The organism is Devosia sp. (assembly GCF_965229025.1).
In the GTDB taxonomy this organism is placed as follows: Bacteria; Pseudomonadota; Alphaproteobacteria; order Rhizobiales; family Devosiaceae; genus Devosia_A.
This window is the reverse complement of record NZ_OZ245853.1, coordinates 924,244-945,718: the sequence shown is the minus strand read 5'-3', so window position 1 is coordinate 945,718 and position 21,475 is coordinate 924,244. Positions and strand designations below refer to the sequence as shown.

Annotated in this window: 27 protein-coding genes; 11 read left to right on the top strand and 16 right to left on the bottom strand. The window is 64.0% G+C overall.

What is annotated here, in order from left to right:
• Window positions 1–62: 62 nt before the first annotated feature.
• From ACO06J_RS04600 to ACO06J_RS04580, 5 genes are all read right to left on the bottom strand, one after another.
• Entirely contained in the window at window positions 63–842 is a 780-nt protein-coding gene (locus ACO06J_RS04600) for an SDR family oxidoreductase (RefSeq protein WP_421759527.1), read from the bottom strand.
• A 44-nt stretch (window positions 843–886) separates the two neighbouring features.
• Window positions 887–1,342 (bottom strand): GNAT family N-acetyltransferase, encoded by a 456-nt coding sequence (locus ACO06J_RS04595; RefSeq protein ID WP_421759526.1) that lies wholly within the window; start codon window positions 1,340–1,342, stop codon window positions 887–889.
• Window positions 1,339–2,112, bottom strand: coding sequence for an HpcH/HpaI aldolase family protein (locus ACO06J_RS04590; protein WP_421759525.1), 774 nt, complete (start codon window positions 2,110–2,112; stop codon window positions 1,339–1,341). Before ACO06J_RS04590 ends, ACO06J_RS04595 begins: the two co-directional genes overlap by 4 nt.
• 18 nt (window positions 2,113–2,130) lie before the next feature.
• Window positions 2,131–3,705, bottom strand: a complete 1,575-nt coding sequence (locus tag ACO06J_RS04585) for a 2-isopropylmalate synthase (RefSeq protein ID WP_421759524.1) — start codon at window positions 3,703–3,705, stop codon at window positions 2,131–2,133.
• A 113-nt stretch (window positions 3,706–3,818) separates the two neighbouring features.
• On the bottom strand, window positions 3,819–3,944 hold the full coding sequence (locus ACO06J_RS04580) for a hypothetical protein (protein ID WP_421759523.1): 126 nt from the start codon (window positions 3,942–3,944) through the stop codon (window positions 3,819–3,821).
• Window positions 3,945–4,088: 144 nt separating this feature from the next.
• Here ACO06J_RS04580 and ACO06J_RS04575 point away from each other — a divergent pair, with 144 nt between their 5' ends.
• On the top strand, window positions 4,089–4,382 hold the full coding sequence (locus ACO06J_RS04575; protein ID WP_421759522.1) for a hypothetical protein: 294 nt from the start codon (window positions 4,089–4,091) through the stop codon (window positions 4,380–4,382).
• 18 nt (window positions 4,383–4,400) lie between these two features.
• On the opposite strand, the gene ACO06J_RS04570 is transcribed toward ACO06J_RS04575, so the two are convergent.
• From ACO06J_RS04570 to ACO06J_RS04560, 3 genes are all read right to left on the bottom strand, one after another.
• A complete protein-coding gene (locus tag ACO06J_RS04570) occupies window positions 4,401–4,826 on the bottom strand; it encodes a hypothetical protein (protein ID WP_421759521.1) in 426 nt (141 codons plus the stop codon).
• Between the two features lie 122 nt (window positions 4,827–4,948).
• Window positions 4,949–5,836 (bottom strand): PhzF family phenazine biosynthesis protein, encoded by an 888-nt coding sequence (locus ACO06J_RS04565; RefSeq protein WP_421759520.1) that lies wholly within the window; start codon window positions 5,834–5,836, stop codon window positions 4,949–4,951.
• Between the two features lie 62 nt (window positions 5,837–5,898).
• Window positions 5,899–6,393, bottom strand: coding sequence for a heme-degrading domain-containing protein (locus ACO06J_RS04560; protein WP_421759519.1), 495 nt, complete (start codon window positions 6,391–6,393; stop codon window positions 5,899–5,901).
• A 179-nt stretch (window positions 6,394–6,572) separates the two neighbouring features.
• On the opposite strand from ACO06J_RS04560, the gene ACO06J_RS04555 reads away from it, so the two are divergent.
• The 3 genes from ACO06J_RS04555 to ACO06J_RS04545 all read left to right on the top strand — a co-directional run bounded on the left by ACO06J_RS04555 (window position 6,573) and on the right by ACO06J_RS04545 (window position 7,559).
• Window positions 6,573–6,725, top strand: a complete 153-nt coding sequence (locus tag ACO06J_RS04555; RefSeq protein ID WP_421759518.1) for a DUF1127 domain-containing protein — start codon at window positions 6,573–6,575, stop codon at window positions 6,723–6,725.
• An 86-nt stretch (window positions 6,726–6,811) separates the two neighbouring features.
• Window positions 6,812–6,970, top strand: a complete 159-nt coding sequence (locus ACO06J_RS04550; protein WP_421759517.1) for a DUF1127 domain-containing protein — start codon at window positions 6,812–6,814, stop codon at window positions 6,968–6,970.
• Window positions 6,971–7,091: 121 nt separating this feature from the next.
• Window positions 7,092–7,559, top strand: coding sequence for a DUF1003 domain-containing protein (locus tag ACO06J_RS04545; RefSeq protein WP_421759516.1), 468 nt, complete (start codon window positions 7,092–7,094; stop codon window positions 7,557–7,559).
• Between the two features lie 6 nt (window positions 7,560–7,565).
• Here ACO06J_RS04545 and ACO06J_RS04540 read toward each other — a convergent pair whose 3' ends face one another.
• The 4 genes from ACO06J_RS04540 to ACO06J_RS04525 form a co-directional block, all read right to left on the bottom strand.
• Window positions 7,566–7,802 (bottom strand): hypothetical protein, encoded by a 237-nt coding sequence (locus ACO06J_RS04540; protein WP_421759515.1) that lies wholly within the window; start codon window positions 7,800–7,802, stop codon window positions 7,566–7,568.
• An 84-nt stretch (window positions 7,803–7,886) separates the two neighbouring features.
• On the bottom strand, window positions 7,887–8,276 hold the full coding sequence (locus ACO06J_RS04535) for a carboxymuconolactone decarboxylase family protein (RefSeq protein ID WP_421759514.1): 390 nt from the start codon (window positions 8,274–8,276) through the stop codon (window positions 7,887–7,889).
• The gene (locus ACO06J_RS04530) at window positions 8,242–8,640 is read right to left on the bottom strand and encodes a MerR family transcriptional regulator (RefSeq protein WP_421759513.1); all 399 of its coding nucleotides are present in this window, start codon (window positions 8,638–8,640) and stop codon (window positions 8,242–8,244) included. The genes ACO06J_RS04535 and ACO06J_RS04530 overlap by 35 nt, the downstream gene beginning before the upstream one ends.
• Before the next feature lie 82 nt (window positions 8,641–8,722).
• Window positions 8,723–9,382, bottom strand: coding sequence for a cysteine hydrolase family protein (locus ACO06J_RS04525; protein WP_421759512.1), 660 nt, complete (start codon window positions 9,380–9,382; stop codon window positions 8,723–8,725).
• A gap of 213 nt (window positions 9,383–9,595) precedes the next feature.
• On the opposite strand from ACO06J_RS04525, the gene ACO06J_RS04520 reads away from it, so the two are divergent.
• Entirely contained in the window at window positions 9,596–10,564 is a 969-nt protein-coding gene (locus tag ACO06J_RS04520) for an aldo/keto reductase (protein ID WP_421759511.1), read from the top strand.
• A 72-nt stretch (window positions 10,565–10,636) separates the two neighbouring features.
• Here ACO06J_RS04520 and ilvC read toward each other — a convergent pair whose 3' ends face one another.
• The 3 genes from ilvC to ACO06J_RS04505 all read right to left on the bottom strand — a co-directional run bounded on the left by ilvC (window position 10,637) and on the right by ACO06J_RS04505 (window position 12,928).
• Window positions 10,637–11,656 carry a ketol-acid reductoisomerase gene (gene ilvC, locus ACO06J_RS04515; protein WP_421759510.1) on the bottom strand — a complete coding sequence of 340 codons (1,020 nt, stop codon included), beginning with the start codon at window positions 11,654–11,656 and terminating at the stop codon, window positions 10,637–10,639.
• Between the two features lie 111 nt (window positions 11,657–11,767).
• Window positions 11,768–12,403: a TetR/AcrR family transcriptional regulator gene (locus ACO06J_RS04510; RefSeq protein WP_421759509.1), complete on the bottom strand. Its 636-nt coding sequence runs from the start codon at window positions 12,401–12,403 to the stop codon at window positions 11,768–11,770.
• Between the two features lie 102 nt (window positions 12,404–12,505).
• Window positions 12,506–12,928 (bottom strand): MerR family transcriptional regulator, encoded by a 423-nt coding sequence (locus ACO06J_RS04505; RefSeq protein WP_421759508.1) that lies wholly within the window; start codon window positions 12,926–12,928, stop codon window positions 12,506–12,508.
• A gap of 70 nt (window positions 12,929–12,998) precedes the next feature.
• Here ACO06J_RS04505 and ACO06J_RS04500 point away from each other — a divergent pair, with 70 nt between their 5' ends.
• The 5 genes from ACO06J_RS04500 (at window position 12,999) to ACO06J_RS04480 (ending at window position 19,277) form a co-directional block, all read left to right on the top strand.
• The gene (locus ACO06J_RS04500) at window positions 12,999–15,182 is read left to right on the top strand and encodes a heavy metal translocating P-type ATPase (protein ID WP_421759507.1); all 2,184 of its coding nucleotides are present in this window, start codon (window positions 12,999–13,001) and stop codon (window positions 15,180–15,182) included.
• A gap of 84 nt (window positions 15,183–15,266) precedes the next feature.
• On the top strand, window positions 15,267–16,676 hold the full coding sequence (locus tag ACO06J_RS04495; protein ID WP_421759506.1) for an MFS transporter: 1,410 nt from the start codon (window positions 15,267–15,269) through the stop codon (window positions 16,674–16,676).
• 115 nt (window positions 16,677–16,791) lie between these two features.
• Window positions 16,792–17,910: an NADH:flavin oxidoreductase/NADH oxidase gene (locus ACO06J_RS04490; protein WP_421759505.1), complete on the top strand. Its 1,119-nt coding sequence runs from the start codon at window positions 16,792–16,794 to the stop codon at window positions 17,908–17,910.
• A gap of 161 nt (window positions 17,911–18,071) precedes the next feature.
• Window positions 18,072–18,767, top strand: coding sequence for a DUF7424 family protein (locus ACO06J_RS04485; RefSeq protein WP_421759504.1), 696 nt, complete (start codon window positions 18,072–18,074; stop codon window positions 18,765–18,767).
• Window positions 18,768–18,851: 84 nt separating this feature from the next.
• The gene (locus ACO06J_RS04480) at window positions 18,852–19,277 is read left to right on the top strand and encodes a hypothetical protein (RefSeq protein WP_421759503.1); all 426 of its coding nucleotides are present in this window, start codon (window positions 18,852–18,854) and stop codon (window positions 19,275–19,277) included.
• Window positions 19,278–19,359: 82 nt separating this feature from the next.
• Here the strand turns inward: ACO06J_RS04480 and ACO06J_RS04475 are convergent, their stop codons facing one another.
• Complete coding sequence (locus ACO06J_RS04475) at window positions 19,360–20,565, bottom strand: multidrug effflux MFS transporter (RefSeq protein ID WP_421759502.1); 1,206 nt, start codon at window positions 20,563–20,565, stop codon at window positions 19,360–19,362.
• A 245-nt stretch (window positions 20,566–20,810) separates the two neighbouring features.
• Between ACO06J_RS04475 and ACO06J_RS04470 the strand changes: the two genes are divergently transcribed.
• Window positions 20,811–21,461 carry a TetR/AcrR family transcriptional regulator gene (locus ACO06J_RS04470; protein WP_421759501.1) on the top strand — a complete coding sequence of 217 codons (651 nt, stop codon included), beginning with the start codon at window positions 20,811–20,813 and terminating at the stop codon, window positions 21,459–21,461.
• Window positions 21,462–21,475: the final 14 nt, after the last annotated feature.

Below are 21,475 nucleotides of genomic sequence, written 5' to 3'. Positions count from 1 at the left end.
CCCTCAGCTAGGGCGCACCCTAGCTGGCTCCGCGAAAGGCACAAGCCACCCCGAGCGCAACCCTAGAATGCGCCGGGGAAAGCTCCGCCATCGATCAGGAGGTTTTGCCCTGTGATGTAGCCGGCATGCACTGAGCAGAGGAAAGCACAGGCCTGCCCGAATTCTTCCGGCGTGCCAAAGCGCTGTGCAGGGATGGCCTTCCTCCGCTCGGCTGCCAGCGTTTCGATATCGATGCCGCGTTGCTGCGCCGTACCAGCCATGCCGCCGCGCAAACGGTCGGTATCGAACGAGCCGGGTAGCAACTGGTTGATCGTGACACCGGTGCCCGCCACCGACCGCGCCACACCTGCGAGGAACGCCGTGAGCCCGGCCCTCGCGCCCGACGAAAGATCAAGCCCCGCGAGAGGCGCCTTCACAGAACTGGAAGTGATGTTGACGATCCGCCCGAACCCCTTGCGGCCCATCGGCCCGATGGCGCGCTGCACCAGCTCGATGGGCGACACCATGTTGCCGATGACGCCGGCGAGGATCTTTTCGCGGTCCAGTTCGCGGAAATCGCGGTACGGCGGGCCGCCATTGTTGTTGATGAGAATGTCCGGCTCGGGACACGCCGCGAACAGCTTGTCCTGCCCCTCTTTCGTCGCGACGTCGGCCGCCACCGCAACGATCGTCGCGCCAGTCGCAGCGCGCAGTTCGTCCGCTGTTCGCTCCAGCCGGTCCGCATCACGGCCATTGATCACCACGACGCACCCGGCTTCAGCCAGCGCCATCGCGCAGCCGCGCCCGAGCCCCTTGCTTGAGGCACCGACGATGGCCCATTTGCCCGCAATTCCGAGATCCATTCCTCGCGCTCCCTTGCCGATCCTCAGGCGCAACGCGCCGCAATCTAGATCGGTTTCACCATCTGCACGCACTTGCTGGCGATGCCCACCAGTTCTTCGGCATCCCAGACCTGCTGCTGCCAGCCGTTCTTTTCGTAAAAGCCGAGCGCCGTGCGCGCCGCATTGACCTGCAGCAGGCGCACCCCGCGCCGCTTCGCCTCGTGGACCGCCAGCGCATCAAGCATCCGGCCGTGACCACGCCCCTGCTCCGCCGTCAGCATGCCGACCAGCCGCACAACGGCCGTCTCGCGATGAAAGTCCAGCCGCACCACGCCTATCGGCCGGCCATCGAGCTCCAGCAGAAAAGGCACGTGGCCATCGGCGCGATCGTGCGGATGGTTCTCGTCATAAACGACGGTGTCGGCGTGCCGCCCCGGCGCAAACAGCGTATCGCGGCGGATGGCGTGCATGGCCTGCCAGTCCGCGTCTGTCGCGAGTCGGCGCAGGACGTAGCCTGTCACCGGCCAAAGTCCTTGAGCAACTGCTTGGCATACCGGCTCATCGACGCGGTATCGCCGCCCACAGCGAGGAAATTGAAGCCCTCCGCGAGGAGTTTCTTGCAAGTCTCTAGATTGAAGTCGAGCATCCCCGCGGCCTTGCCGCCGGCCTGGGTCAAGGCCCGCGCCTCGTCGATCTTCGCCAGCACTTCGGGGTGCTGTGTGCCCCCCAACCGTCCCATATTGGCCGCAAGGTCATTGGGCCCGACGAGAATCCCGTCGACCCCGCCATGGCGGCAGTATTCGGGAATAGCGGCAACTGCCTGCGGCGTCTCGACCTGGAGGATGATGCAGATGTCTTCATGGGCGGTCGGGTGATACCCGGCCTGCATGCCATACCGAGACGAGCGCGAATTGCCAGAAAAGCCACGGATCCCGTCTGGCGGAAAGCGCGTTGCCGCTACGGCAAGCGCCGCCTCGGCCTCATTCTGGACGAAAGGATACATGAACGAGCGAACGCCAGCGTCGAGCAGGCGTTTCACAAGGATCGGGTCGATGCTTGGAATGCGCACCACAAACTCGGCGTCCCCGCCATGCCGAGCCGCGAGGAGATGCCGCTCGACCGTTTCGAGGTCATAGGGGCTGTGCTCCATGTCGAGCAGCACCCAGTCATAGCCGATCCCCGCCGCGATTTCGGTCGCGGCGAGGCTGTTCATCGACAGCCAGAAGCCAAGCTGCGTCGTGCGGTCGGCAAGCCGCCGCTTGAAAACGTTCGGCGCCAGTGGTCTGAGCATATTCCCCCCAAATGGATTTTAGCCGGCCAGCGCCCCTTGCGCCGACGCGCCGCGTTCGAGCAGCAGGCGATTATAGGCGTTGATATAGGCGCGGGCCGATGCGACCAGCGTATCCGGTTCTGCGGCATTGCCCGAAACAATGCGGCCGTTCATTTCCAGCCGCACATGCGCGCTCGCCTGCGCATCGGTGCCGCCGGTGACGCCGTCGATCGCGTAGAGGACGAGGTTCGGGTCCTTGCCCACCGCCTGCTTGATGGCGTTGAAGATCGCGTCCACCGAGCCGGTGCCATCATAGGTGGCCTTGGCCTCGACCCCGTCGATCGCCAGCGTCAGGTCGCACCGGTGCACGCCGCCAGTCTTCGAAATCACTTCCATATCGACCAGCTTGATCCGGTCATCGACCGAACCCGCTTCGTCATCGACCAGCGCCACGATATCGGCGTCGTAGACGTGCTTTTTACGGTCAGCCAGATCCTTGAAGCGCTGGAAGGCTTCCTGAAAGGCATTGTCGCCCAGCTCGTAGCCCAGTTCCCTCAACTTGTCCTTGAAGGCGGCGCGGCCCGAATGCTTGCCCATGACCAGGGTGGTTTCCTTGATCCCGACGCTTGCCGGGGTCATGATTTCGTAGGTCTGGGCGTTCTTCAGCATCCCGTCCTGGTGGATGCCGCTCTCATGCGCGAAGGCGTTCTTGCCCACGATCGCCTTGTTGTACTGCACCGGGAAGTTCGCCGCCGCCGATACAATCCGGCTGGCACGGCTGAGATGAGTAGACTCGATCTCGGTGTGATACGGCAAGGCATCGGCGCGGGTGCGCAGCGCCATCACGATCTCTTCGAGTGCGGCATTGCCCGCCCGCTCGCCCAGCCCGTTGATGGTGCACTCCACCTGCCGCGCCCCACCCCGCACCGCCGCCAGCGAATTGGCAACTGCGAGGCCCAGATCGTTGTGGCAGTGGGCGGAAAAGATCACCTTGTCGGCGCCCGGCACCCGCTCGATGATCGAGCGGAACATCGCCTCGTGCTCGTCGGGCACCGCATAGCCAACCGTGTCGGGCAGGTTGATCGTCGTCGCACCGGCCTTGATGGCGAGTTCGACGCAGCGGGCCAGGAAATCGAACGGCGTGCGGGTCGCGTCCATGGCGCTCCACTCCACATTGTCGATCAGGTTGCGCGCCTGCGCCACGGTGCCGGTGATGATCTCCAGCACCTGCTCCTCAGTCTTTTTCATCTGGTGCGCCAGATGGATTGGCGAGGTCGATACGAACGTGTGGATGCGGCCACGCTTGGCGTGGCGTACCGCTTCACCGGCCCGCGCAATGTCCGCCGGAATGGCGCGGGCGAGTCCGGCCACCACGGAACGCTTGACGTGCTTGGCAACGGCGACCACGGCCTCGAAGTCGCCGTTCGAGGCAATCGGGAAACCGGCCTCAATGATATCGACGCCCATCTCGTCGAGCGCCTCGGCAACCTGCAGCTTTTCTTCCAGCGTCATCGTCGCGCCGGGGCTCTGCTCGCCATCACGCAGCGTGGTGTCGAAGATATAGACGCGATCCTTGTTTGAAGGATTTGCTTTATTGGTATCGGTGGTGGTCATTCTCGTTTTCCTACCTGACGGCCGGGCATGAAAGCCTCGCGGCCGGACAAAATGCTGTTCGGCTTGCAGTCGTTATCCCCTGACCACCCGCTCGCATACCGAGCTGTCGGTTATCAGGGGCTGATAAGAAGGAGAAGCAGGGCGGCCGGCAGCAGCAGCAAGCTCGCAGCAAGGATCAGCTGGCTCTGGCGAGCCTTCTGGTCGGCGACTGCGATGGCAATGGCGCGATTGCGCTGCATGGCTGAAATCCGTTTACCGCCAGTAGTATTGCGCGAGAATCCGAACAAAGGCAACCGCCCGTGCACAAAAACTGAGCCGACGGCTCCCTGCATTGCCACCGGCCCTCCTCCGGGCCACACTGGCGCCGCTCTGGAGGGCTGCCTATGCCGGATTTTCTGCTGCTCATGCACAACGACACCAAGGCCGACGAAAGCCCCAAGCTCTGGGAGCTCTACCTGCAGTCGCTGCGCACGATCGGCGCCTTTGTTGGCGGCAGCGCCGTAGGCGGCGGCACCACAATCCGCCGCTTCGACATCGCAGCCCCGCTAACCACCCATGTCACCGGCTTCATCCGCATCACCGCAAAGGACCTCGACGAGGCCAAGCGCCTCGCCGAGGGCAATCCGGTGCTTGAAGCGGGCGGTACCATTGAGATCCGCGAACTGATCCCAGATTGATAAGCCCGCACTCAAGGATCAGTTGAAGGCGAACACCGCCGACAGGATCACCACGGCGAAGGCGACGCCGGTCAACTGCCCGAACATCTTGGATGCCTTGGCGGCCGCCATGTCACCCGTGCGCGCCTTTTTCTGGTTGATCTCGTTGAGGCTGATAAACACCAGCATCCCGACGATGCCCAACATCTTGATCCAGAACCAGAAATTTGGAACCACAAAGTTCCACTTGAGCCACAGCACCAGGATGCCCGTGACCAGCAGCGTCGCCATCGCGTACTTGCCCACCTTGGCGACGGCATCGACGACCGAGATCAGGCTTGCGCGTACTTCAGGTGTCGCTGTTGCCATCTTCGGTCCAAGGATGGGCATCAACACGCTGTTGGCCCCGCCCGCAACGAACGCCACGATGTGAATGAAAAACAGAATCAGTGCGATAATTTCCATGTCCAAGCCCTCCAGCTCGGCGCGAAACTTAGCTGAGCCGCAAAAGCTGGGCTAGTCCGCACTGCGGCAAAAGGCAGCACAGTTGAGCTGGCTATCGCGTGCTGACTGGAGCCGTCGAACCCCTAGTCGCCGAGGTCCAGCGTCCCCTCGCCCACAATGATGGCGTGTCCGCCAATGCCGCCATGGGTCAGCACGTCGCCATCCTTGCGCAACTGGATCGAGATCAGGCTCGGGCGGCCCATCTCATAGCCTTGCCGCAGCTTGAACTCGGTTTGGCCCGGCCCGGCAAAACGGCCCAACAGCCCAATCAGCGCCGCCGCAGCTGCCCCGGTCGCGGGATCCTCGCCGATGCCCATTCCAGGCGAGAACATCCGCGCCGCGAAATCGATGCCACGTTCCTCGGGGGTCTCGGTGAACACGTAAACCGATCCATGCCCCGCCGGGTAGACGTGCTCCCATCCCCGCCGTTCGAGCTTGATAGCCTTCAGCACCGCCGCATTGCGCACCGGCACCAGGTAGAATGTCACCCCGGCCGAAAACACCGCCGGCTGGTAGAGCCCGCAACCAATATCCTCCGGCGCAATGCCAAGCGTTTCGGCGATCGCCAGCTTGTCGGGCGCCTTGCCGATCTCCTCGGGCAATTGCGGCAGGGCGAAGCGCGCGTGCCCCACGTGCTTGTCCACCCGCTCGATCACGCAGGTGACGACGCCTATTTTTTCTTCGAGCCGCACCGCAGTGGAGCGATTTTGGAGCCCCAGCACTACCGCAGCACCGACGGTCGGATGACCGGCAAACGGCAATTCCACCTGCGGGGTGAAGATGCGCACCGCCGCAGCGTGGCGATCCGATTTCGGCTTTGAAATGAACACGGTTTCCGAGAGGTTGAACTCCCCGGCAATCGCCTGCATCTGGTCGTCCAGCAGCCCGTCGGCCTTCAGCACCACCGCAAGCGGGTTTCCCGCCAGCCGCGTCGTGGTGAACACATCAAGTAAAAGGTAATTAAGCTTCATCCGCTGCCCCGGGTCATGCCCAAATGCCGAATCGACAATAACCCATCCGCCTTCACGGAGCGTTATTTGGCGAGCGTGAATGCCGCCTTGTCGAGTCCCAGTTCCTCGCACACCGCATCGACCGCAACCTGGTGATCGTCGCGCTCATGCAGCCCGGAAATGGTCAGGCAGCCGATCGGCCCAAATCCCTTGATCCGCAACGGAAAGCCACCGCCTGCAAGCACATAGTCTGCTGCGTCGAGCGCCCGCGTCGGCGGAAACAGCCGGTCCTCACGATTCTGCTCGAGCACTAGGCGATAAGTCGATTTCTGCAGCCGCCGCACCACGTTGAATTTGCGGCGCACCCATTCCGGATTGTCAGCCGTGGTGCCGGGCATGGCGCAGTAGAACATCGGCCGGTCCCAGGTGCGAATATCGACGACGAGGCCCAGCTTCTCGCGCACCGCGCGCTCGCGCACCCTCGCGCCGAGCGAAAACGCCATCGACTCGTCGAACTGGGCGAACACCAGCCCCTGCTCCTGCTCGATGATCTTCGCGATGTCCTCAGCAGCAGCCATGGCCGTTCAACTCCCCGTGTGATGGGTCGCGATATAGCCAGTGCGTCGCCTCAACGGCAAGGCGGCACGACCAATCTCCTCGCCGTCACCGTTTCGACATTCATGTGCGGTTCACCGCCGCCCTCTATGAGAGCGCGCCGCGGCACCTGTAGCTGCAAATGAAGAATGAAGAGACCACAATGAACAAGCTTATCGACTCCCTCATGCTCGAAATGCGCCGCCGCTCGCAGCGCGCCCATCTCGAGTCCCTCGACGACCGCCTGCTGGCTGATATGGGCCTCACCAGAGATGATATTCGCGGCAAACGCCGTCAAAACAGGAATGCGTTCTAATTCGCCTGCTGTTCATAGAACATTCATCCACAGAACGGCATAAGCCGATCGCCACTAAGGCACACTGAAAAAGGAAGGAAACCCAAATGTCCCTGCTGACATCCCTGTTCCGCCGTGCGGAACGCAAGAAGGTCTTCGCCGACCTGATCAAGTACGACGACCACCTGCTCCGCGATATCGGGCTCACCCGCTCCGACGTTGCACTGATGCGCGCCGGTCGCAGCGCTTTCCGCGCCCATGAGTAAGAAACCAGCCGGCGATATGCCACGCTGAAAGGGCTCCGAGATCATCGGGGCCCTTGTTGTTTGTAAGCCCGGTTGCGCCGCCAGCCTGATAGAAGACCATCGCGCAACCTGCGAGATGCTCATGACCACACCCACCCAGTCTGAAACCGCCCGGCGCTTCAGCCTCAGGCATATCAATCCCGATCAGTTGCCGCGTACCACCGGGGAGTTCCTCGCCGATCGCATCGCGGCGATCATGGGCTCCTGGCGCTTCATCATCGTGCAATCGGCGCTGCTGGCGCTCTGGATCGCGCTCAACATTATCGCCTGGGTCCAGCACTGGGACCCCTACCCATTCATCCTGCTCAACCTGGTGCTGTCGTTCCAGGCCGCCTTCACCGCGCCGGTGCTGATGATGGCGCAGAACCGCCAGTCCGCCATCGACCGGCAGAAGGCGCAGCTCGACTATGACGTGAACCTCCGCGCCGAACTCGATATCGAAGCGCTGCACGAAAAGATCGACCTGCTGCGGCAGGAGGACATCACCCGGCTCGTGGGACTGCTTGAAATGCTCACCAAGGAGCGCATCGAAAAATCCGAGCGCCCCTGACCCGCCTCACGAATCGCGGAACCGGATCCCCAGCACCGCGCCGATGAACAGCCCCGGTGACCCGAAGCGCAACGCCGAGAGCCAGTCGCCGCCGGTGACCACGATCTGCAGCACCAGAAACGCGCTCCAGAACACCACCACGCCCCAGATGAACCAAGGGCTGTAGCGCACCACCCGACGGGCGGTGAGTTCAAGGCTAGGCGGCGCGTCGGGGTCAGACGGGGGCGGTTCGATAGTCTTCATGTGCTGTAGTCCAGTAAGGCTCTGGAGGCCTGATGGCCGCAAAAGGCTTGGAAATCCAGCTCACTGTCAAGCCTGCCGCGGGCGTCACTCCGCCGCTGCAAACACCTCCCTCGCGGCGAACAGCCCATTGAGCGCTGCGGGAAACCCGGCATAGACAGCCATCTGCATCAGCACCTCAATAATCTCCGCCCGCGACAACCCGACATTGAGCCCGGCTTGGATATGTACCTTGAGCTGCGGCGTCGCGTTGCCCAGCGCGGCGAGCGCGGCAATGGTGGCGATCTCCCGCGCCCTCAGGTCGAGGCCCGGCCGGCTGTAGATATCGCCGAACGGAAACTCGAGCACGTACTCGGCAAAATCCGGCGCGATATCGGCGAGCGCGGCCACCACGGCCTCGCCGCCCGCGCCATCGATCATCGAGAGTGCGCGGCGTCCGCGTTCAAGCCGGCTTTCGGCGTTTTGGGAAAGCGTCATTGTTCATAATCCTCTGGCTGTCGGCGGCATAGCCGGCGATCTTTTTGTCGAGGACGAGCAGGCAGGCCTGAAGTTCGGCGACATGGGCTCTGACGTGGTCACGGTGCTGCTCCAGCATCTGCTGGCGCTCCGGCCCGGTCACCCCTCCCTCCGCCCTGAGCGCGGCGTAGCGCAGCATGCCGCTGATCGGCATGCCGGTGGTCTTGAGGTTGCCCAGAAACTCGATCCAGCTCAGAAACGACGCATCATAATCCCGCTGCCCGGATCGATCACGAACCGCATAAGGCACGAGCCCGATGCGCTCGTAATAGCGAAGCGTGTGCGCCGATACGCTGGTCCGTCTGGCCAGATCACCGATCTTCATTTCTGCCCGTTCTCGTTGCGACGCCCATACCGCTACAGCTTCGAGCGCACTCTAAGTCAAGGGCGTTTGAAGAGACTCTTCTTCACCCCACGCGGCTGGCCGGCACTGCGGCCCAGCTGCGCTCCACCTGCGCCAGCTCCACCACGAAGCCGAACATCCAGGCGATGCCGAACAGGGCGTAGTGGTTGCGCTCGGGCAGGAACTCGGCCACCGCGTCCTTGACCACATAGGTGCCGTAGTCGCGCTGTCCAGCATCGCGCGCCGTGGTCTCGACGCAGATATTGGTGGTCACCCCGCACATGATCAGGTTGCGGATCCCCATGCCAGTCAGCACCGGCTCGAGCCGCGTGCCATAAAACGCGCTCGGCCGCGACTTGTCGATCACCACCTCGTCGGGCCTGACGCCCAACTCGGGGATCAGCTCGATCTCGTCGGTGCCATAGCCCAGCGAATTGCCCGCAATGCGTGCCTCGGGAGCCACGCCATGCCTGGCCCCGAAATCCACCATGCCCGGCATGTACACGTAGCGCGTAAAGATCACCGGCACCCCGCTCGCCCGCGCCAGGTTGACCAGTTTCACGCATCCCGGAATTGCGGCGCGGAGTGGCGACACATCGATCCCTGAGCGCCCGAACGAGTCCGTGTCCGACATGAACGCCCGTTGCATGTCCACTACCAGCACCGCCGTATCGTGCTTGGGGACATCGCCGGCAAACGGCAGGATCGGGTGGAGCTCAGCCATGGCATATCCTCGCAGTTTCAATTGTTGATTTCGACATCATCACACATCAATGGCTGAAACTTGGCAAGTGGCCTACGTCGCGTCCTCGCGCCTTCCGTCTCGTCCTTTGGAACGGGTTGCCCCCGAAGGCATTTCCCCTCAAGCTTCATCGCAATCGCGACGGGCACGCAAATCTGCGCCCGCGCCCGATTTCAGAACATCGAGGGGATTTTCATGCAGTACACCCATCTGGGCCGCAGCGGCCTGAGCGTCAGCCGGCTCTGCCTCGGCACGATGAATTTCAGCTGGACGACCGACAAGCCCGAGTCGTTTCGCGTCATGGACAGCGCCCACGACAAGTGCATCAACTTCTTCGACACCGCCAACCGCTATGGCCGCCCCGTCCCGGGCGTTACCGAAGAGTGGATGGGCGAGTGGTTCGCCCAGGGCGGCAACCGCCGCGAAAAGACCGTGCTCGCCACCAAGCTCTACGGCGATATGGGCGAGTGGCCCAATGAGGGCAAGCTCTCCGCCCTCAACATCCGCCGCGCGCTCGACGCCAGCCTCAAGCGGCTGAAGACCGACTACATCGATCTCTACCAGTTCCACCACATCGACCGCGCAACGCCCTGGGACGAGATCTGGCAGGCCATGGAAGTGGCGGTAGCGCAGGGCAAGATTCTCTATGCCGGTAGCTCCAACTTCGCCGGCTGGCACATCGCCAAGGCGCAGGCCGCCGCCGACAGGCGCAACTACACCGGGCTCATCTCCGAGCAGTCGATCTACAACCTGATCGAGCGCACCGTGGAACTCGAAGTGCTGCCCGCCGCCATGGATTTCGGCCTCGGCGTCATCCCCTGGTCACCGCTCCAAGGTGGGCTGCTCGGTGGTGTGCTGAAAAAGGAACAGGACGGCCATCGCCGCCTCGAGGGCCGCTCGCTCGAAACCCTCAATCGCCTCCGCCCGCAGATCGAGCAGTACGAAGCGCTCTGCTTCGAGCTCAGCGCCCAGCCCGGCGACGTGGCACTGGCCTGGCTGCTCCACCAGCCAGCAGTCACTGCACCGATTATCGGCCCCCGCACCTCCGAACAGCTCGACGCCGCCGAACGCGCCGTCGAACTCAAACTCACCCCCGAAACCCTCGCCCGCCTCGACACGATCTTCCCCGGCCACAAGACGGCACCGGAGGATTACGCGTGGTGAGACTTTGGCTCGCACAAACAAAAACCCCGGGGTCATACCCCGGGGTCAAAACTTCGTTTGGAGAGGTCAGGCTTAGTTCTTCGCCTTGTCCACCAGAGCGCCGGCCTTGATCCACGGCATCATGCCGCGGAGCTTTTCGCCGACTTCTTCGATCTGGTGCTCGTCAGCAAGGCGACGGGTGGCCTTGAAGCGGCTGCCGCCCGACTTGTGTTCCTGCATCCACTCGGAGGTGAACTTGCCAGACTGGATGTCCTTGAGGACGCGCTTCATCTCGGCCTTGGTTTCCGAGGTGATGATGCGCGGACCCGAGACGTATTCGCCCCACTCGGCGGTGTTCGAGATCGAGTAGTTCATGTTGGCGATGCCGCCCTGGTAGATTAAGTCGACGATCAGCTTCACTTCGTGCAGGCACTCGAAATACGCCATTTCGGGCGCATAGCCGGCTTCCACCAGCGTCTCGAAGCCGCCACGGATCAGCTCGACAAGGCCGCCGCAGAGGACGACCTGCTCGCCGAACAGATCCGTCTCGCATTCTTCGCGGAAGTTGGTCTCGATGACGCCCGAACGGCCGCCGCCAACGCCCGATGCGTAAGCCAGCGCGATGTCATGCGCATTACCCGAGGCGTCCTGGTGCACGGCGATCAGGCACGGCACGCCGCCACCCTTCTGGTATTCGCCACGCACGGTATGGCCCGGGCCCTTCGGCGCGATCATGATCACGTCGACGGTCGACTTGGGCTCGATCAGGTTGAAGTGCACGTTGAGGCCGTGGGCGAACGCCAGCGCTGCGCCATCACGGATGTTGGGCTCGATGTGCTCTTTGTAGATATCGGCCTGCAGTTCGTCCGGCGTCAGCATCATGATGACGTCGGCCCACTTGGCAGCATCGGCCACCGACATGACCTTGAGGCCTTCGCCCTCGGCCTTCTTGGCCGAAGCCGAGCCAGGACGCAGCGCGACGACGACGTCCTTGACGCCGGAATCGCGCAGGTTGAGCGTGTGCGCATGGCCCTGCGAGCCGTAGCCGACAATCGCGACTTTCTTGGACTTGATGATGTTGAGATCGGCATCCCGATCGTAATAGACGCGCATGTTGGTCTCCCTTGTTGTGCGTTTTGGCCAACTGGCCGATTGCTTCAAGCCGCCACCTGGCGGCCCGTTTTGGTCTGCCTGCGCCGCCACGTGTGGCAGCCGGCGAAAACTTCAGTCCTTCTCCACCCCGTAGATCGCAAAGAACTGCCGCGTGGCGTCCGCCGCGTCCCGCGCGATTTCCTCATCGCCGAAAACGATCATCTCGCCCAGCAGCAGACGGATCTGCACATCGCGCACCACCAGCCCGAAAAAGCTGCGATAGGCCTCTTCCGACGAGTCGAACCGCAACAGCCTTGCCTCGCGCCCGGCCTCCAGCACCGGCTTCAGCCGGTTGCGGATGGCGAGCGGTCCGTTCTCGAGTACGATCGCCCCGAGCCCGTGCTTTTCCGCACCGGCATGCCCGACCGCCAGCCGGTTGAGCGTCACCGACACCTCACCGACGATGGTGGTCAGCAGGTCGCGGGCAAACTGCTCGACGCTGCCGCGCAGCGTCACCCCATCGAGCCGACGCCGGTCGACATGCGGCACCCGCACCTTGGCCGCCTGGAACTGCACAGTGGCCGTCAGCAGCCCGTCACGGTCGCCAAACCACTTGTAGAGCGTTTCCTTGGAGCACGAGGCGCGCCGTGCCACCGAGGTCATGGTCAGCCGGTCGCCTTGCTCCACCAAGAGCTCGAGCGCTGCCGTCAGCACCTGCTGCTGGCGCAGCGTAAAGCCGTCCTCGCGCTGAACAATGGCCACCGTCACGGCAAATCCCCCTGCCCGCGATCTTCGTCGCGCTGCATGAACGCATCCGTACCGTAACGTACGGTTCGGCGCAAGGGGGTGCGAGAGTCACTGTCATGCCCCCTAGTGCGCGTGATCTGTCGCGCACCTGCTATGGTCAGCCAGCGCCTCGATGATCTGGCAATCACAGATCCGCCCGTGGTGGCACTCGTCGATCATCCGGCTCAGCTCCCCCCGCAATGCCGTCAGGCTGGCGATTCGCCGGTCGACTTCGGCGAGGTGATTGCGCGCAATGCTGTCCGCCTGGTGGCAAGACGCCTGCGGCTCGGCACTCATCGCGAGGAGCTCGCGGATATCATCGACCTCGAACCCCAGCTCTCGCGCATGGCGGATGAAGTTCAGCCGGTCCACCTCGGTCTTGCCGTATCGCCGCTGGTTGCCCTCAGTCCGCGGCGGCGTCGGCAGCAGTCCGATCTGTTCGTAGAACCGGATCGTCGGCACTTTAACCGCCGTACGTTTTGCCAGCTCGCCAATCGCAATATTCATCACTTCGCCTCTTGATCCTCTAGTGGCTAGAGGTTCTAGCATCCACATAGGTGCAGTGAAAGGCGGATCGATGACAGAGGCAGTGCGGACGAAATACCGGGTCGGCGGCATGGATTGTGCCGCCTGCGCGACCAAGATCGAAACCGCCGTCACCCGCCTGCCCGGCGTCAGCGAAGCCGGTGCGTCGTTCACCGCCGGCACCCTCAACGTTGTCCACACCAACGTCCCCTCAATTGCTATCGAAAAGGCGGTCCGCACCCTCGGGTACTCCATAGCCCCTGCCAATGCCCCGACTCCCGCCAGCGAAGCGCCTCACGAGCATGATCACGACCATGACCACGGCGATCATGACCACAGCTCACCCGCCTCGCACTCCGAGATCGGTGACGGCCCGTGGTGGCAGAGCCGCAAGGCAAAGCTGACCGCGCTCTGCGGCGTCGCGCTGCTCCTCGCCTACGGTGTCGGCCAGCTCATCCCGGCAGCCGGCCACTGGCCGTTCATCGCTGCCCTGCTCGTCGGCCTCATTCCCATCGCCCGCCGCGCTTTCGCAGGCGCGCTTGCCGGTACGCCCTTTTCCATCGAAACGCTGATGACCATCGCCGCAATCGGCGCCGTCATCATCGGCGCCACCGAAGAAGCGGCGACCGTCGTGCTGCTGTTCCTCGTCGGCGAACTGCTCGAAGGCGTCTCCGCCAACCGCGCCCGCGCCAGCATCAAGGGCCTCACCGCCCTACTCCCCCGCACCGCCTGGCTCGAACAGAACGGCGCGCTGCGAGAGGTGCCCGCCGCCGACCTCGCCATCGGCGCCATCATCATGGTTCGCCCCGGCGACCGCATCGCTGCCGACGGCATCATCACCGAAGGCAGCAGCCATATCGATGAATCGCCCGTCACCGGCGAGAGCGTCCCCAAGCGCCGCACTGTCGGCGACACCGTCTTTGCCGGCACCATCAACACCGACGCCGTGCTGAAGTTACGCGTCACCGCCGGTGCCGCCGACAATTCCATTGCCCGCATCGTCCGCCTCGTCGAAGAGGCGCAGGAGAGCAAGGCCCCGACCGAGCGCTTCATCGACCGCTTCTCGCGCTACTACACCCCGGCGGTGCTGGTCGCCGGCGCCCTCGTCGCCATCGTCCCGCCGCTGCTTTTCGGCCAATCCTGGAGCGAGTGGGTCTACAAGGGCCTCGCCGTTCTGCTCATCGGCTGCCCGTGCGCCCTGGTGATCTCCACCCCAGCCGCCATCGCTGCCGGCCTCTCCGCTGGCGCCCGGCGCGGCCTGCTGCTTAAGGGCGGCGCCGTGCTCGAGGGCCTGCGCAAGATCACCACCATTGCCTTCGACAAGACCGGCACCCTCACCGAGGGCAAGCCCGTCGTCACCGACATCGTCAGCTTCGGCCGCGACGAGCGGCAATTGCTGGCGCTCGCTGCAGCACTGGAATCCGGCTCCTCCCACCCGCTCGCTGTCGCCATCCTCGCCCGCGCCGCGGCCGACAAGGCGCCGATCCCACCCGCCGCCGCCGCGAAAGCCATCGCTGGCAAGGGCGTCACCGGCAAGGTCGGCGGCGAGGAAATCTCGCTCCTCTCCGCCCAGGCCGCCGAAGCCATCACGGCTCTCACCGACGCCCAGCGGACCCAGATCGCCGCCTTCAACGACGCCGGCAAGACCGTCTCGGTCCTCCTCGCCAACGGCAACCTGATCGGCCTCTTCGCCATCCGCGACGAAGCCCGCCCCGACGCTGCCGCCGCCCTCAAAACCCTCCGCGATCGCGGCATCGAAACCGTCATGCTCACCGGCGACAATGCCCGCACCGCCAAAGCCATCGCCGCCACGCTCGGCATCGAAGCGCGCGCCGAACTCCTCCCCGAGGACAAGCAGGCGATCGTCAAAGAGCTGCAAGCCCAAGGCAAAGTCGTCGCCAAGGTCGGCGACGGCATCAATGACGCCCCCGCGCTTGCCGCCGCCGATATCGGCATCGCCATGGGCGGCGGCACCGACGTTGCGCTCGAAACCGCCGACGCCGCCATCCTCCATGGCCGCGTCGCCGATATCCCCGCGATGATCGCCCTCTCGCAGGCCGTGATGAGCAACATCACCGTCAACATCACCATCGCGCTGGGGCTGAAGGCGGTGTTCCTCGTCACCACGCTCATCGGCATCACCGGCCTCTGGCCCGCCATTCTCGCCGACACCGGCGCCACGGTCCTCGTCACCGCCAACGCCCTCCGCCTCCTCAACTGGCCCGGCCGCCGCTGAGCCGACCCCCGCCGCAAGTATTAGCTGGCATGGCGCATTCGTGGGTGTATCGGTATCCCGTCACCGAGTTTTCCGCCGCCTCTCATGTCCAGCTTTTCACCGCAATCCCGAAACGTCGCGCTGGTCGTCGCGGCGTCTTTCTTCATGCAGATCCTCGATGGCGTGATCATCGTCACGGCGCTGCCGCAGATGGCGCTGAGCTTTGGCATCACCACGCTGGAAATGAGCGTCGGCGTCACCGCCTATATGCTGGCAACCGCCATCTGTATCCCCGCCGCCGGCTGGATCGCCGACCGCCTCGGCGCGCGCCGCGTCTTCATTGCCGCCATCGCCATCTTCACCCTCGCCTCGCTGGCCTGCGGCCTCGCCACCGATCTCGGCCAGTTCGTCGTCGCCCGCGCCGTGCAGGGCGCCGGCGGCGCGCTGATGTTCCCCATCGGCCGCATCCTCGTCCTGCGCACCGCGCAAAAATCCGAAATCGTCCGCGCCATCGGCCTCACCGTCTGGCCCGCGCTCTTTGCCCCCGTCATCGGTCCGGCGCTCGGCGGCTTCCTCACGCTCTATGTGAGCTGGCACTGGAACTTCTGGATCAACATCCCGCTCGGCCTCATCGGCATGGCGCTGGTGGCCCGCATCGTGCCCCTCGACGGCGAGCCAAAACGTACCCCTTTCGACGGTCCGGGGTTCCTCCTCTGCGGCCTGACCCTCGCCTGCCTCCTCTATGGCTTTGAGTCCCTCGTCCAGGGCACCCTCACGCCGATGCTCGCAGCCGTGGTGATTGCCGTCGGCCTCGTCACCGGCACTGCCGCGCTCCTCTGGCTCCGCCGCCGCGACCATCCGCTGCTCGACCTGACGACGCTCCGCGTCCAGACCTTCGCCGCCTCCGAAGCTTTCGCCGGCGCGGCCCTCCGGCTCTCGATCAACGCCACACCGTTCCTGCTGCCGCTGATGTTCCAGGTCGGTTTCGGGCTCGATCCGCTGCAGTCGGGCGGGCTGGTGATCGCCTACTTCCTCGGCAACCTGCTGATGAAGACCTCGACCACCCTGATCCTCCGCCGCCTCGGCTTTCGGAATATCCTCGTCTACAACGGCACCCTTGCGGCGCTGTCGATCGCGGCCTGCGGGCTGCTCACGCCATCAACGCCCTATGCGGTCATCGTCACCGTGCTGTTCATCGCCGGCCTCACCCGTTCGATGCAGTTCACCGCGCTTGCCACTCTGGCCTTTGCCGATATCGACGCGGCCCAGCGCAGCTCTGCCTCGACGCTCTCCTCAATGTTCCAGCAGATCGCCATGGTCTTCGGCATCGCCTTTTCCGCGGGCCTGCTCAACCTCTCACAGCTGGCGCGCTCTGCACCTGCCCTGGCGCTCGACGATTTCCGCAACGCCTTCCTCGCCGTCGCCGCCATCTGCCTCGCCGCCTCGCTGCAACTCCTCACCCTCCCCGCGCACGCCGGCGCCGAAGTCTCCGGTCATCACAAGCTCCCGGCCTAGGCAGACTTTTGCGCAACGGCCCGTCACGACAGAACAATCGCCTTTCATCGGCACTTGCCGATAAAGCGCTGGAGGTGCACATAGGGGGTCTCCTCTCGACCAGCAGATTGTCCCCATGTCCCAGCTCTTTTCCCCCCTCACGCTCCGCGGGCTGACGCTTCGCAACCGGACGGTCGTCGCCCCGATGTGCCAGTACACATCGCAGCACGGCTTCGCCAACGACTGGCACTTCGTCCATCTCGGCCGCTTCGCCCAGGGCGGCTTCGGCCTCGTCATTCTCGAAGCCACGGGCGTGCTGCCTGAAGCGCGCATTTCCTATGGTGACCTCGGCCTCTGGGATGATGCCCAGATCGAGCCGCTGGCCCGCATCGTCGATTTCCTCCACGCCGAAGGCGCTGCCGCAGGCATCCAACTCGCCCATGCCGGCCGCAAGGCCGCGACGCCCATCGCCTGGCGCCACGGCTTTGACGAGTCAGAAGACGACAAGGTCAAATACGCCTTCGAGACCTGGGTGCCGGTCGCGCCCAGCGCTATCGCCCACAATGCCAACCCCAGTTTCCAGACCCCAACGGCCCTCGACACCGCTGGCATCAAGCGCACCATCCAGGGCTTCGCCGATGCCGCCATCCGCGCCGAAAAGGCCGGCTTCGACACCGTCGAAATCCACGCCGCCCACGGCTACCTGATCAACCAGTTCCTCTCCCCGCTCGCCAACCACCGCACCGACGAATACGGCGGCAGCCGCGAGAACCGCATGCGCTTCCTCCTGGAAGTGACGGACGCAGTGCGTGCCGTCTGGCCTGAGCAAAAGCCCCTCCTCGTCCGCATCTCGGCGACCGATGGCGTCGAAGGTGGCTGGACCATCGAGGACAGCGTTGTGCTCGCCAGCGAACTCAAGTCGCACGGCGTCGATGTCGTCCACGTCTCCTCGGGCGGCTTTGACGGCGCCAGCATCAAGCCCAGGGCGCTCTATCAGGTCGAGCTCTCCGCCGAAGTGCGCAAGGCCGGCATCAAGACCATCGCCGTTGGCCTCATCACCGAGCCCAGGGACGCCGAGGAGATCCTCGAAAAGGGCGAAGCCGATCTCATCGCTCTCGCCCGTGGCGCGCTGGAGGACCCCAACTGGCCCATCCACGCCCACCACGTCCTTGATGGCGCCGAATACGACCTCTGGCCCAAGCAGGCCCGCGCCCGCATGCGCGACAAGGATCGTGCCTTGGGTATCCGTCAGTAATCGGTCATCGACGGTTCATCTACCGCGCCTGGAGCGTTTCCAGGAAAAGTGGCAACAGTTTTCCGGTTCGGAAACGCGACAAAACAAAGACTCAGATTACTTCACTGTTTCAACGAAACGGTGAAGTAATCTAGGTTCTCCCAAACTGGGGGAACCACACCATGCGTCTCAAACTGCTCGCCGCCCTGTCGGCCCTGCCGCTCCTCGCCGCGTGCGCGCCTGAAATCGAGTCGACGCTCTATCTGAAGGACGTCCTGGCCGCGGTCTCCGACGTCAGCGTCAAGCACGTGCCCGCAGTGCTCCGCATCCCCCAGTCGAGTGAGGAATCCTGCAACAAGGGCCTGACCGCGCTGATCGAGAAGTTGAGGCCGCTCGCGCCGGTAACAGGCGACGGCAAGTGCGTCGAAAAGAACGGCGACCAGCTCGCCGAAATTGAAACCCAGCTCGATCTGGTACCCGATGGCGCGACCAGCGACAGCACCAACATCTTCTTTGTCGACATCCGCCTGGCCGCCGACGCCACGACCGACGCGCCCCGCCTCGCCCTGTCGTTCCGGCTCGGCATGTCGCTGAGCGATGTGATCACCGCGCTCGCCGCTGATTCCAGTGAGCTGACGGCAGATTTCGACCCGGCAAAGTTCATCTTCACTCTCAACAATGACGTCGAGGGCCAAACCCTGGATGTCTCCCCGCAACAGGTTTTCGCCGATCGTGCCCCCGCCATGCCAGGCGATCCGCCGATCACGCTGGGCTACCGTGACCAGACCGAACTGATCCTGTCCGACGTCGCCTCCGAGTATGTCTCGAAGGCTAAGGCCTATGAGTTCGCCATCATCGCGCCGACCACCGCTGACTGAAATTCGTCGCAATTGCTGCGCTCAATCTTGTGGGTGCGCTGCGGCGTACCCATGTCCTCAAGTGCCAACGGAGAACCCCGCGCCATGACGAGCAAAGCCGCCCTGTTCGCGCTGCTGACCATGTGGGGAGTTGGCGCCGGCGCCTGCCTCCCATCCTATGCCGAAGAAGCAATGGCGGAAGCGACCAGCGCCATGGCGCCTAACGCCAAGCCCGGCTTCACCGACCGTGTCTGGAGCAAGGTCGATGACGGCGGCCTGCCGGGCGTCATGAAGATTTTCCTCTCCGACGGCACCCTCGTCCAGGATTCGTGCTGGGAGACCCACCGCCTCAGCCAGTGGACGCTGACCTCCGATACCGCGGTGAAGTGGAATGAGGACGGCATGGACATCACCGCCCAGATCGTCTCGCTGGCGGACACCGAACTGGTGCTCAACGTCAACGGCATAGGCGACGAGAAATACACCGCCGCCGCTGTCCCCTACCTCTGCCCGGATATGCCTAAAGGCTGATCCTGCGGCCCCGCAGTTCACCAAACAAAAACGCCCGCACCCATCACTGGCTGCGGGCGTTTCCTTGTTTGGAGGTCGCGGCTTATTCGGCCGGCACTTCGCTCAGCTGGCGCGGCGCGCGCAGTGTCAGCATGGTGAGGATGAACGCCAGCCCGGCGCAGATCGCGAATGCCGTGACCATCGGGATGGCGGTGCCGTTGAAGAACGCCCCAACCACGCCCATCACCCCAGCACCCGCCACCATCTGCAGCGTGCCCATCAGCGCCGACGCCGTGCCGGCAATCTCGCCATGCGCGTCCATCGCCAGCACCGCCGTCGTCGGCAGCACCAGGCCGAGGAAACCGAAAGCGACGAACATCAGCCCGCTCAGCACCCACATATTGTCGACGCCCGAAAGGAAGATCGCTGCCAGCAGCACCATCGCGGCCGCAAACCCGGTAACCGCGACCCGCACCACCGACTGCAGCCCAAAGCGCTTCACCAAGACGCCGGTGGCCTGCGATACCGCAAAGAACGAGATCGCATTCACCGAGAAGGCAAGGCTGTATTCAGTCGGCGTCAGGCCGTAATGCTCGATGTAGATGAAGCTCGAGTTGCCGATAAAGGCCATGAAGCTCGACATGCCGAACGCGCCGATCAGGCTCAGCCCGACAAAGCGCATGTCGGTGATCAGCATGGCATAGCCCCTGAGCGCGCTCATCACGCTGCTCTCGACCCGGGCCGATTTCGGCCGCGTCTCCTTCAGCCCTACGATGCACAGCAGCAGCGCCAGTGCGCCGACCACCGTCATCACCCAGAACAGCAGGCGCCAGTCACCAAACGCGATCACCACACTGCCCGAGAGCGGCGCGAGGATTGGCGAAATCGAGAACACCAGCATCAGGAGGCTCATCAGTTGCGCTGCTTCAGCACCTGTATAGTTGTCGCGCACGATGGCACGCGGCAGCGCCATGCTGGCGCAGGCGCCAACGCCCTGCACAAAACGGAAGACGATCAGCCATTCGATCGAGGGCGACAGTGCGCACCCGATTGAGCCGATGACGAACACGCCGATACCGAAATAGAGCGGCGGCTTCCGCCCCACCATGTCGCTGACCGGCCCGTAGAACAGCTGGCACACGGCAATGGCCGCCATATAGGCCATCAAGCTGAACTGCACTTCGGCCGTGGTTGCGCCCAGTTGTGCGGCAATCGCCGGCAGCGCCGGCAGGTACATATCGATGGCGACCGGCCCGACCACGGACAATAGTCCGAGGATCACGGCGGTCCTGAGAATTTGCATATTCATTTCAGCGGCTCCCAATGTGCGCTGGTTTGCAACCGTGCGGTGCAAAGCCGCCGGCCCCAAACTCGAGTGTTTGCGAACGTCCCGCGAGCGGCTGCTCGTCCCCTCACCCGGGCCGCGGCCGTCTCCTGCCGGGCTATGCCGGATTGAGCGGATATAGACTCAACCGTCCATGAATTTGGACGATACTGTCCAAATCACTATTGGACACACTTGTCCAATCCGTCAACCCTCTCTATCATGTCTTGATGGAGATCAGCCACCTGACCGAGCACAGCCCTGCCATGCAGCGGGGCAATTACCAGAAGCGCTGCGCCATCATCACGGCCGCCACCGCCGTGTTCGTGCGCGATGGCTATGTCGGCGCCAGCATCGACGCCATCGCCGACAAGGCCGGTGTCTCCCGGCAAACCATCTACAACCAGATCGGCGACAAGGAAAAACTCTTTGCCGAGGTCGTGCGCGGCATCAACGAACGCTCCAGCGCGGCGCTTGTCTCCACTCTCGCCAGCTTCCCCGATAAGCCCGATGACCTCGAAACCGAGTTGACGGCGTTCGCCATCCGCATGACCAGCAATTGCCTCTGCGATGACGACGCGCGCACGCTGCGCCGCCTGATCGAAAACGAGGGCCAGCGCTATCCTGAACTGTTCGATGCCTGGAAGGACTACGGCCCCGGCCGTGACTGGCCCGCCATCGCCGCCCGCTTCTCCCGGCTCGCGCAATCCGGCGCCATCGAGGCCGACGAGCCCGAACTCGCCGCCCGCCAGTTCATGGCTTTGATCAGCGCCGATCTCCCCAACGAACCCGGTCGCCGCGTCGCCCCCTCGCAAGTCGAAGCCGCCGCCCGCAACGGCGTCAAAACCTTCCTCCGCGCCTTCGGCCCACGCCGCAGCTAGGCGGTTCTTTTCGA

What these genes read in the sequence shown, in the direction of transcription:
- ACO06J_RS04505 (WP_421759508.1), bottom strand. Translation starts at nt 12,928, where the DNA reads ATGAATATTGCGATTGGCGAGCTGGCAAAACGTACGGCGGTTAAAGTG.
- ACO06J_RS04495 (WP_421759506.1), top strand. Translation starts at nt 15,267, where the DNA reads ATGTCCAGCTTTTCACCGCAATCCCGAAACGTCGCGCTGGTCGTCGCG.
- ACO06J_RS04585 (WP_421759524.1), bottom strand. Translation starts at nt 3,705, where the DNA reads ATGACCACCACCGATACCAATAAAGCAAATCCTTCAAACAAGGATCGC.
- ACO06J_RS04555 (WP_421759518.1), top strand. Translation starts at nt 6,573, where the DNA reads ATGAACAAGCTTATCGACTCCCTCATGCTCGAAATGCGCCGCCGCTCG.
- ACO06J_RS04580 (WP_421759523.1), bottom strand. Translation starts at nt 3,944, where the DNA reads ATGCAGCGCAATCGCGCCATTGCCATCGCAGTCGCCGACCAGAAGGCT.
- ACO06J_RS04530 (WP_421759513.1), bottom strand. Translation starts at nt 8,640, where the DNA reads ATGAAGATCGGTGATCTGGCCAGACGGACCAGCGTATCGGCGCACACG.
- ACO06J_RS04525 (WP_421759512.1), bottom strand. Translation starts at nt 9,382, where the DNA reads ATGGCTGAGCTCCACCCGATCCTGCCGTTTGCCGGCGATGTCCCCAAG.
- ACO06J_RS04570 (WP_421759521.1), bottom strand. Translation starts at nt 4,826, where the DNA reads ATGGAAATTATCGCACTGATTCTGTTTTTCATTCACATCGTGGCGTTC.
- ACO06J_RS04485 (WP_421759504.1), top strand. Translation starts at nt 18,072, where the DNA reads ATGCGTCTCAAACTGCTCGCCGCCCTGTCGGCCCTGCCGCTCCTCGCC.
- ilvC (WP_421759510.1), bottom strand. Translation starts at nt 11,656, where the DNA reads ATGCGCGTCTATTACGATCGGGATGCCGATCTCAACATCATCAAGTCC.
- ACO06J_RS04520 (WP_421759511.1), top strand. Translation starts at nt 9,596, where the DNA reads ATGCAGTACACCCATCTGGGCCGCAGCGGCCTGAGCGTCAGCCGGCTC.
- ACO06J_RS04470 (WP_421759501.1), top strand. Translation starts at nt 20,811, where the DNA reads ATGGAGATCAGCCACCTGACCGAGCACAGCCCTGCCATGCAGCGGGGC.
- ACO06J_RS04575 (WP_421759522.1), top strand. Translation starts at nt 4,089, where the DNA reads ATGCCGGATTTTCTGCTGCTCATGCACAACGACACCAAGGCCGACGAA.
- ACO06J_RS04560 (WP_421759519.1), bottom strand. Translation starts at nt 6,393, where the DNA reads ATGGCTGCTGCTGAGGACATCGCGAAGATCATCGAGCAGGAGCAGGGG.
- ACO06J_RS04540 (WP_421759515.1), bottom strand. Translation starts at nt 7,802, where the DNA reads ATGAAGACTATCGAACCGCCCCCGTCTGACCCCGACGCGCCGCCTAGC.
- ACO06J_RS04535 (WP_421759514.1), bottom strand. Translation starts at nt 8,276, where the DNA reads ATGACGCTTTCCCAAAACGCCGAAAGCCGGCTTGAACGCGGACGCCGC.
- ACO06J_RS04545 (WP_421759516.1), top strand. Translation starts at nt 7,092, where the DNA reads ATGACCACACCCACCCAGTCTGAAACCGCCCGGCGCTTCAGCCTCAGG.
- ACO06J_RS04490 (WP_421759505.1), top strand. Translation starts at nt 16,792, where the DNA reads ATGTCCCAGCTCTTTTCCCCCCTCACGCTCCGCGGGCTGACGCTTCGC.
- ACO06J_RS04600 (WP_421759527.1), bottom strand. Translation starts at nt 842, where the DNA reads ATGGATCTCGGAATTGCGGGCAAATGGGCCATCGTCGGTGCCTCAAGC.
- ACO06J_RS04480 (WP_421759503.1), top strand. Translation starts at nt 18,852, where the DNA reads ATGACGAGCAAAGCCGCCCTGTTCGCGCTGCTGACCATGTGGGGAGTT.
- ACO06J_RS04500 (WP_421759507.1), top strand. Translation starts at nt 12,999, where the DNA reads ATGACAGAGGCAGTGCGGACGAAATACCGGGTCGGCGGCATGGATTGT.
- ACO06J_RS04565 (WP_421759520.1), bottom strand. Translation starts at nt 5,836, where the DNA reads ATGAAGCTTAATTACCTTTTACTTGATGTGTTCACCACGACGCGGCTG.
- ACO06J_RS04590 (WP_421759525.1), bottom strand. Translation starts at nt 2,112, where the DNA reads ATGCTCAGACCACTGGCGCCGAACGTTTTCAAGCGGCGGCTTGCCGAC.
- ACO06J_RS04550 (WP_421759517.1), top strand. Translation starts at nt 6,812, where the DNA reads ATGTCCCTGCTGACATCCCTGTTCCGCCGTGCGGAACGCAAGAAGGTC.
- ACO06J_RS04475 (WP_421759502.1), bottom strand. Translation starts at nt 20,565, where the DNA reads ATGAATATGCAAATTCTCAGGACCGCCGTGATCCTCGGACTATTGTCC.